At 47.4% G+C, this 7553-nt stretch carries 6 protein-coding genes; 1 reads left to right on the top strand and 5 read right to left on the bottom strand.

Features of this window, described 5'->3' with window-relative positions; genetic code table 11:
• Positions 1–2481: hypothetical protein (locus JW727_04000; GenBank protein MBN2095185.1), on the top strand; the 2481-nt coding region annotated here is incomplete at its 5' end.
• Between the two features lie 140 nt (positions 2482–2621).
• On the opposite strand, the gene JW727_03995 is transcribed toward JW727_04000, so the two are convergent.
• From JW727_03995 to JW727_03975, 5 genes are all read right to left on the bottom strand, one after another.
• Positions 2622–3281 carry a hypothetical protein gene (locus JW727_03995; protein MBN2095184.1) on the bottom strand — a complete coding sequence of 220 codons (660 nt, stop codon included), beginning with the start codon at positions 3279–3281 and terminating at the stop codon, positions 2622–2624.
• A gap of 89 nt (positions 3282–3370) precedes the next feature.
• Positions 3371–4402 carry a hypothetical protein gene (locus JW727_03990; protein ID MBN2095183.1) on the bottom strand — a complete coding sequence of 344 codons (1032 nt, stop codon included), beginning with the start codon at positions 4400–4402 and terminating at the stop codon, positions 3371–3373.
• A 91-nt stretch (positions 4403–4493) separates the two neighbouring features.
• Positions 4494–5447 (bottom strand): amidohydrolase family protein, encoded by a 954-nt coding sequence (locus JW727_03985; GenBank protein ID MBN2095182.1) that lies wholly within the window; start codon positions 5445–5447, stop codon positions 4494–4496.
• 47 nt (positions 5448–5494) lie between these two features.
• Positions 5495–6772 carry a CoA-binding protein gene (locus tag JW727_03980; protein ID MBN2095181.1) on the bottom strand — a complete coding sequence of 426 codons (1278 nt, stop codon included), beginning with the start codon at positions 6770–6772 and terminating at the stop codon, positions 5495–5497.
• Between the two features lie 36 nt (positions 6773–6808).
• A partial coding sequence (locus JW727_03975; protein MBN2095180.1) for a hypothetical protein occupies positions 6809–7553 on the bottom strand: 745 nt, incomplete at its 5' end.

Below are 7553 nucleotides of genomic sequence, written 5' to 3'. Positions count from 1 at the left end.
ATGGAAAAACGCTCGAAGAAATCAAAGGCTACTGCAGTTTCTGATAAACAGGCAAAAGCCTTGAAAGCAAAAAGCGATTCGAGAGCAGAAAAAGCGGCCGCGGAAGAGAAGGCGCCAGAGGAAACCCCTGCAGCTGAAAAGCCGCACGTGGCCAAAACGCCAAAAAAGCCATTTATCGAGGCGATAAGGTCAAATGAAGGGCACATGAAAAAGATTTCCCTTGCCTTCTCCCTTCTGGCAGTTATTTTAATATTCTGGGGCGCATTTTCGGTCAGGATGGCTACCGCTGATGAGCAGTACCTTCTTGGAGCGGACGACCCGTTTTACTGGTCCCGGCTTGCGCAGTACATCGTGGATGGGAATATCCCGGAGTATGACCAGCTCCGGCTGCACCCTGAATACGAGCCGCTCACCTTTGGGCTTTTCCCCTATTTCGTCGCATGGTCATACAATATTGTCCATGCCGTAAACGGGGTTGACTTTTACCGGTTCCTTTTCTGGGTGTCACCTTTCTTTGCGGCGCTGGCAGTTTTCCCGGCGTTCTGGATAGGAAAAGAGCTTCATTCCAACAAGGCGGGGATTTTTGCCGCTTTTTTCGTGGGCTTTACGCCATCTTTCCTATTCCGTTCGATGGCAGGATACCTTGACACGGACTGCTTTGTCGTATTCTTCTCGATGCTTGTCGTGGCGCTCTTTCTGGCGGCTTATAACCGCGTCGACACAAAGAACTGGAAAAAGCCCGCTCCAATAATCCTTGCGATTCTTGCCGGCGTTTCGATGGCGCTTTTTGCCCTTGTCTGGTCGGGCTTCTCGTATATGCCTTGGCTTTTTGCCGGGCTTTTTGGTTTCCAGTGGGTTTACAATGTTTTCCTGGCAGAAGGGTCAGACATTAAGAATAAAGTTAAAAACAGCATGGGCTTCTTCAAGAGCCATGTGCTTATCTATGCCCTGATGTTCCTTGCTTTTTTGGCAACTTACTATCCGATGCCTTATGTGCTATCAAACCTTTCAGCTCCAGACCCGATTCAGCAGGTTATCGGCGTTACAAGCTTCTTCCAGACCGCAAAAGCCGAAGGGGGAATCTTCCCTAACGTGTGGATTTCCATTTCCGAGGAGATGAGCGCGTCATTCAGCGAGGTTGTAGGAAGGGTCCACCCTGTGATTTTCGGGTTCGGGCTTCTTGGCCTGATATTTTTGATGTTCCTGTTTTTCCAGAACTTGGGGAAAAAATCCATCTACCCCGAAACCTTCTTTTTCATGTTTATCTGGATTGCCCCGACTCTTTACGGGAGCTTATGGGCTGTCAGGTTCACCCAGCTTCTGGCGCTTCCTATGGCAATCTGCGCAGGGCTTGCAGTGGCGATTATTTTTGACGCGATATTCCGGCTGGAAAACTACGGGGACAATAAAGCCCTATTGAAAAAAGCGTCCTGGATTATCGCCGCCTTGTTTTCAGTTTTCCTTCTTTACGCGCTCGTGCTTGGAAACGACGCCAATTACACTTCAATCTACAAGGCAGACGAAATGTCTGCAAACTCATTTGGCTCGGGCGCCACTTCGGGGTGGGTTACCTCGATGTCTTGGCTCAAGAACAATTCCGCTGAATGCTCGGTAGTTGCGACTTACTGGGACCCTGGCTACCTCATAGCTTCCCTTTCGGAAAGGACGACTGTTTACGATGGCGGAACGCAGAACAACCAAAGGGTTACTTCGATTGAAGATTTGAACGGGCTTGACTGCATGAAGGATCGGCAGGGCTACCTTATAGACGAGGAGGGGCTTAGCGACTGGTGCGACACGTATGGAACCCACAGCAGTGTCTACTGCTCTCTTATCGGGACTCCTGACGCGCCAAAGCAGTACTGCGTGACTTCAAGGATGCAGGACATGGCAGGCGCACTTTATACCTCTGACGAGGTAAAGGCGGCAAAAGTTTTGGAGTCGTACCTTGGAGACTGCACCGAAATCTACTTCCTTGCCTCAAACGACCTGATTGGAAAATCGACTTGGTGGACTTACTTTTCCAACTGGGACCCTGTTAAGGGCCAGGGAACAGCTTACCCGTATTCAATGTCCGGGCTTACAGGACAAAAGCAGCTTATGCTTGAGAACGGAACCGCCCTTGAATATGGCCCGTTTTACCTGAAAATCACCGTAAAAGACGGAATGCAGAAGGTCGAGCCGCTTCTTCTTCAGAATGGGATGTGGCTTGGTATAAAGGCGCTTATCTTCTATGACAACGGAACTGCAGTCCGGCTGGATTACCCTGACGCGCCGGTTCCAGGCGTTCTTTGGGTCGACCCAACATTCCGGCTTGTAATCTATATGCCTGCCCAGACGGAGAACTCGATGTTTACGAGGATGTTTTTCTTTGAGGGCGAGGGATTCGAATATTTCGAAAAGGTCTATTCCAACTCTGAGATAAAACTGTTCAAGCTTAATCTTGAAAAGCTGAAGGAGGACTATCCTGAAGTTAAGTAGGTTACAGGACAAGCCCTGAAGTTAGGTAGGTCATGGGGCAAGTCCTGAGGCGAAGTAGTTTTTCAGGACAAGCCCAGAGGTTAAATAAATTACTGGGCAAGTCCCGAGGTTAAGTGATTGCTTGGGGCGTTTGCATAATTTTACCTGGCGTTTGGAACGCAAATTTGGTAATTTGGGTCCAGGGGCACTTCTTCGGAAAGGCAGAATTTTTTGAGGTCATCTTTCCATGGCTCCGTAGAGGATCGCATCCAAAATGAAGCATATTCTCCCATGAAATCATCAAACAAAGGGGCCTTTATCTTATAGAATATGAGTCTTTTTTCATTTGGGAGTATAATGCCTACCAGAACCTTCCTGGAAGTTGTGAAATCGGGTGGGGAGGGAAAGTCTTCGGTAGGATGTGAGTGAAGAATGCCAATCTTGTATCCCGGATAATTTTTCAGGACGGAAGAATTCATTCTTCCGGGAGAAATGCCTCCTACGCACCCGAAAAATGAAATATCCTTTATCAGTCCCGGCTGTAAAGTTTTACTCAATATAAGAGAACCGTATTCGCAGCCGTCTGACAATGATTTGTCCACGATTGTATTGACCGAGGTTTGTAGTTCCTGGAGGCACACTTTGTATGGGCCACACAAATCGGTGTATCTTGTTGGATTGAGGGGGCCGCAGCTAAGGTATGCCTCTCTGCCTTTCTTGTCGAGATATCCCTGCCCCTCATATCGAGAGGTCTTAGTAAAGTAGGGATCAAACAGTAAAGGTTCCTCTTCAAATAGAAGCATATGGGATGTGGAGACCATAGTTTACTACAGTTGAATAGAATTTATCTCAGTAATCTCAAATAATCAACTGCCTGCTGTGGACGCGAGTGGCCCTGGGACATTCCAGGTTACCCGCTTAAGCATTCTTCGGTCCGTTGCAAGTCTCTGATAAAATCTCTGTGGATTGTCTGGATATTGCCTAAATAATGCAGGACTGGCAGAATGTTTCGCTCCAGGTATTTCAACGATTTTCTTGCTTCGGGGCTCATCTTTTGCTCTATCTTTCTATTTACGGACACTATGGGGTACCTAAGCGTTTTGCGTGAAGTGCTTCCGTCTGGATGGATTTGAGTGATTGTTATGGGAAGTTCCCCTAGCGTTGAAAACAAATTACTGGGGTCTGTGAATGCTCCAGCCCCGAATTCCTTGAAAAGCAGGTCTCCCAAGAAATAACCCTCCAGGTGAGTTAAGTGGTACTCGGAGTCTTCCCCCAGAAGGTTTACGTCTTTCTCCACTTCTGGAGTTGCTATCTCTGCCCGGTATGTGGAAATATGGGACTTCCATTTTTCCTTATTTTTTGAGAACAAGTCCGGATCATGAAACGGCTTGCCTTGGCTATATACTGACTCAAGAAAAAGCCGCATTTTGCCCAGATTATTTCTGCTTATTCTGATGGCCTTGGCATCTTCTGCAACATTGGGTAAATTGTTTGGATACGTGTCCACCGAGTATCCGTATCTGGTGTTTCTAAATAAGTCTTCCCCAATGTGCTTGGCAACACGGTCATAATATTCATCAATTATGAAATTTTCCGGCCTATAGAGATTTTCAGCAAAAAGGTGGCCTCCTTCCGCAAACAGCGTGCTTGCCACTTCCTGTGGAGTGCCTTCCAGTTCAGTGTCTACACGTATGGTCTTCTTTAAAGAATTATAGGCTCCATTGTGGCCTCCGGGTATTTTGGAAGTCTCAACGGAATACAGGTTATTTCTTATAATATCTCTAAATCGTTCCTTGGCCACTTTTCTTCCCAGGGCAGGAAGGACCAGGTTATATGCCAGGTGGTCCAGCGATACCTCAGTGGTTATTTTCTCTCCTGTTCCCGGGACTTTTGCTTCCTGCGTAACAAAGCCATAGTCGTATCTTCCAGGGAGTTCTTCCATAGGCAGAGTTTCATGAGACATAATATACAAATATTTATATACCACTATATAGAGGTACTTATCTTAAAAGCCCTAAACAATCAACCGCCCGCTAAGGCACAGCTTTCTCACGGTCACCCCAGAGTTTGAAGTAGTTGCTGTAAAAAATACTTTCTCTTTCTTTCTCGCCCAGTTCTAGCCCATTTATGAATGCAATCTCTTTTCCAGTATCGGTCCATGGCCAGTCGGAGCCGAAGAGAACGTGTTCAGGATTACTGGGGATTATCTTTGCGGCATTTTTTCTGGACGCTTTGAGCGTATGGAACGTAAGGCCGCTGCTGTCCGTGTAGAGATTATCGTGTTCGCATTTTCCTAGAGCATTTATTATCTGCTCATCACCACGTGCAAGATGGGCTACCTGGAACTTGATTCCATCATAGCGGTTGACTGTTTTCAGGAAATTGCTGGGCAGATGCCAGATGTCGTCATCTACTTTCCTGAAAACTCCTTTAGTTCTGGCCTTTTGTGGTGGAGGGTGGAGAATCATATTCAGATTGTTTTCGTCCATATATTCCAGAAGACCTTCCGTTGGCTCGCCATAATAGAACTTTATGCCCTTGAACCCTTCAAAGCTGTCAAGGTCGGAAAGCTTGAAATTGTGGTTTGCCAGGGGAATGAAATCTATCCTTTCATCTTCCAGCCCGTAGATTTTCCGGTTTGCCTTTTTGTAATTGACCGGTCGCAGGGGCTTTCTGCTCAAGTCTTCATAAATTCGTGGGAAAATTGCCCCCAGTGCCAGGGCTTGAGCGCTCAGGATTGTTTCCACGCAAGGATTGTAGAGTAAATAGGGCAGGCTTAGGGCGGCAATTGTGGTTAGTAGGTCTTTTCCAGTTTCGTATGGGTCTGGCTGTGGAAATAAAATGCTCTTTTTGATATTGTATTTATCGAGGTCTTTTACAAGCCCACTGTAGGTGCATCTTAGCTTTGGGATAGTCAGGCGGCCCAGGGAGCCGTGAATGCTGTTCCTGCCGAAGTGGCGGTGGGCATCGTTTATGGCTAAAGTCATAATAATTTCATAGTAGTAAACCTTAAGTTGTGTCGAAAGTGGCGGATTTATCTCAGTAATCCCAAACAATCAACCGCCTGCTCTGGAAACTCGAAGGCGGGGACATGGCAATCTTCTAAGAAGAGCCGGGCCCTTGTGGTCTCCTTTCCTCCGATAAACACGCAGACCAGGTTTTTGAATTTTCTAAGACGCCGGGCGGTTTCCCTTGGGTCGGTCATTTCCTGCGGCGTAAGAATAACTAAGACATTTGCTTTTTCGCCTGATAGAATCTTCATGGCTTTTTCGTACCGGTCTGGCGTTGCGTCGCCTAGTATATCGACAGGATTCGAGCGGCTCCAGTTTTCGGGAAGAAGGGCGCTTAGCTTTTTCATTGTCTCGCCAGAAAGCTTCTTTAGGGGAATGTTTGCTTCAGAGAGCAGGTCTGCTGTTGCTGTCGCTGGCCCGCCTGCATTCGAAAGGATAATGACGGGTTTTCTTTTCAGCTTGCTCATCTTGAGGAAAAGGAACAGGTCCTTTAGGTTTTTCATCTCGGTAACCCCTACCTGCCTGAAAACATCCCTGTAGATGGAGTAGCTTCCTGCCATTGCGCCGGTGTGGGTTTTAGCAGCCTTTATTCCCGCTTCGGTCTTTCCGACTTTAAGCGCATAAATCGGCTTCTTTGATTTCTTTGCCGCTTCAATGAAGGCCTTTCCGTCGCTAAGCCCCTCGATATACATGATAATCTTCTGCGTGCTTCGGTCTGTTTCAAGATAGCTTATCAGCTCGGGAAAGGACAGATCATAAGCGTTTCCGACAGAGATTATCTTGGAGAAGCCCAGCTTATGGCTGATGCTCCAGTCGATTATGGACGAGCAGATGGCGCCAGACTGGGAAATAAGGGCATACTCTCCATTTAGAGCGGGACGCATGAAGGTTGCGTTAAGTTCCCTTGAAGGGACCTGTATGCCGATGCAGTTAGGGCCAAGAAGCCGGATATCATTTTCTCTTGCCGCCGCAAGAACTGCGTCTTTAAGCTTGTAATTTCCGACCTCTGAAAAGCCGCTTGAAATTATGACTGCCGTCTTGAGGTTTTCTGCGTTTCTCAACATCTGCGGGATAAACTCTGCCCTTATGGCGATTACTGCCATATCGACGGGCTTTCCTATTGACTCGACGCTTGGGTAGCACTGGTGCCCGAATATATGCCTCGTGTTTGGGTTGACCGGGTAGAGCTTTCCGTGAAAGTGCATCAGGTTTTTGAGAATTATGCTGCCCACTTTCTGCTTGTTTCTCGAAGCGCCGACTACGGCAATGCTTTTTGGGTTCAAGAGCGGCTCCAAATCCATAAGATTATCTGATTATTAAGCTTATGAAGCCGGCAACTATTGGTTTTCATAATTTTCAGTTGCACTTTCCGTGGAATCGATTTTCTTCCTGCGCCTCCAGTCTGCGACCTTGTTTACTGAGGCCTTTCCAAGCCCATAGGTTATCCCCATAATGGCGACTCCTACAAGGAAAGCTGCTCCCATAAGATAAGGGTTTGTTGGGTCTGTTTGACAATCCCAGTCAAGGTCAACTGGCTTGTAGTCTGTTATTTCATGGCCAGTAAGCTTTTCAACAAGCTCGGTTGTTTTTTGTACCAAGTCTGCGCCGACCTGATTGAAATCACCATACAAGGAGACGGTTTCCGCACCTTCAGGCAGGTTTAGTTCAGGTAGTTTCTCTGAAATTGACTCTGCAGAAAGCTCTGCATTGAGAACTGAGGCTGCATCACCAAATAAAAGCCCGGAGCCGGCTACCGTTAGCGGAAGAGACTTTCTTTTTTTGCCTTCACTCAGAAGATAATACCCCAAAGGCATCGACCAGAGGTAGGGGGCTAACAAGACTACATCCTGCGCAGGCCATGGGCCTGTCGTAGCCATATCAGTCACGCCTTCTATGACCGCATCATTTGTCCCCCCGGTGAGAACATTTGCCGCAGCATGGGTGTATTCATGTGGCAATGAAATTCTAGGAATGGAATATAGCGCTACGGCTGCGGCAGGAACCGCTGCCACGTTAAGCGCCCTTTTGGTGTTTTTGCCCCCAGGCAAAAGCTCAGTGTAATTCAAGTCGCGCCAGAGTTCT

The sequence above is a fragment of the Candidatus Aenigmatarchaeota archaeon genome (genome assembly GCA_016932615.1).
Taxonomy (GTDB): domain Archaea; phylum Aenigmatarchaeota; class Aenigmatarchaeia; order QMZS01; family QMZS01; genus JAFGCN01.
Note: the sequence above shows the minus strand (reverse complement) of the source record. Positions and strands in the feature narration are given on the sequence as shown.

Coding starts and splice junctions, on each gene's coding strand:
- JW727_03985 (MBN2095182.1), bottom strand. CDS start 5,447: ATGACTTTAGCCATAAACGATGCCCACCGCCACTTCGGCAGGAACAGC.
- JW727_03980 (MBN2095181.1), bottom strand. CDS start 6,772: ATGGATTTGGAGCCGCTCTTGAACCCAAAAAGCATTGCCGTAGTCGGC.
- JW727_03995 (MBN2095184.1), bottom strand. CDS start 3,281: ATGGTCTCCACATCCCATATGCTTCTATTTGAAGAGGAACCTTTACTG.
- JW727_03990 (MBN2095183.1), bottom strand. CDS start 4,402: ATGGAAGAACTCCCTGGAAGATACGACTATGGCTTTGTTACGCAGGAA.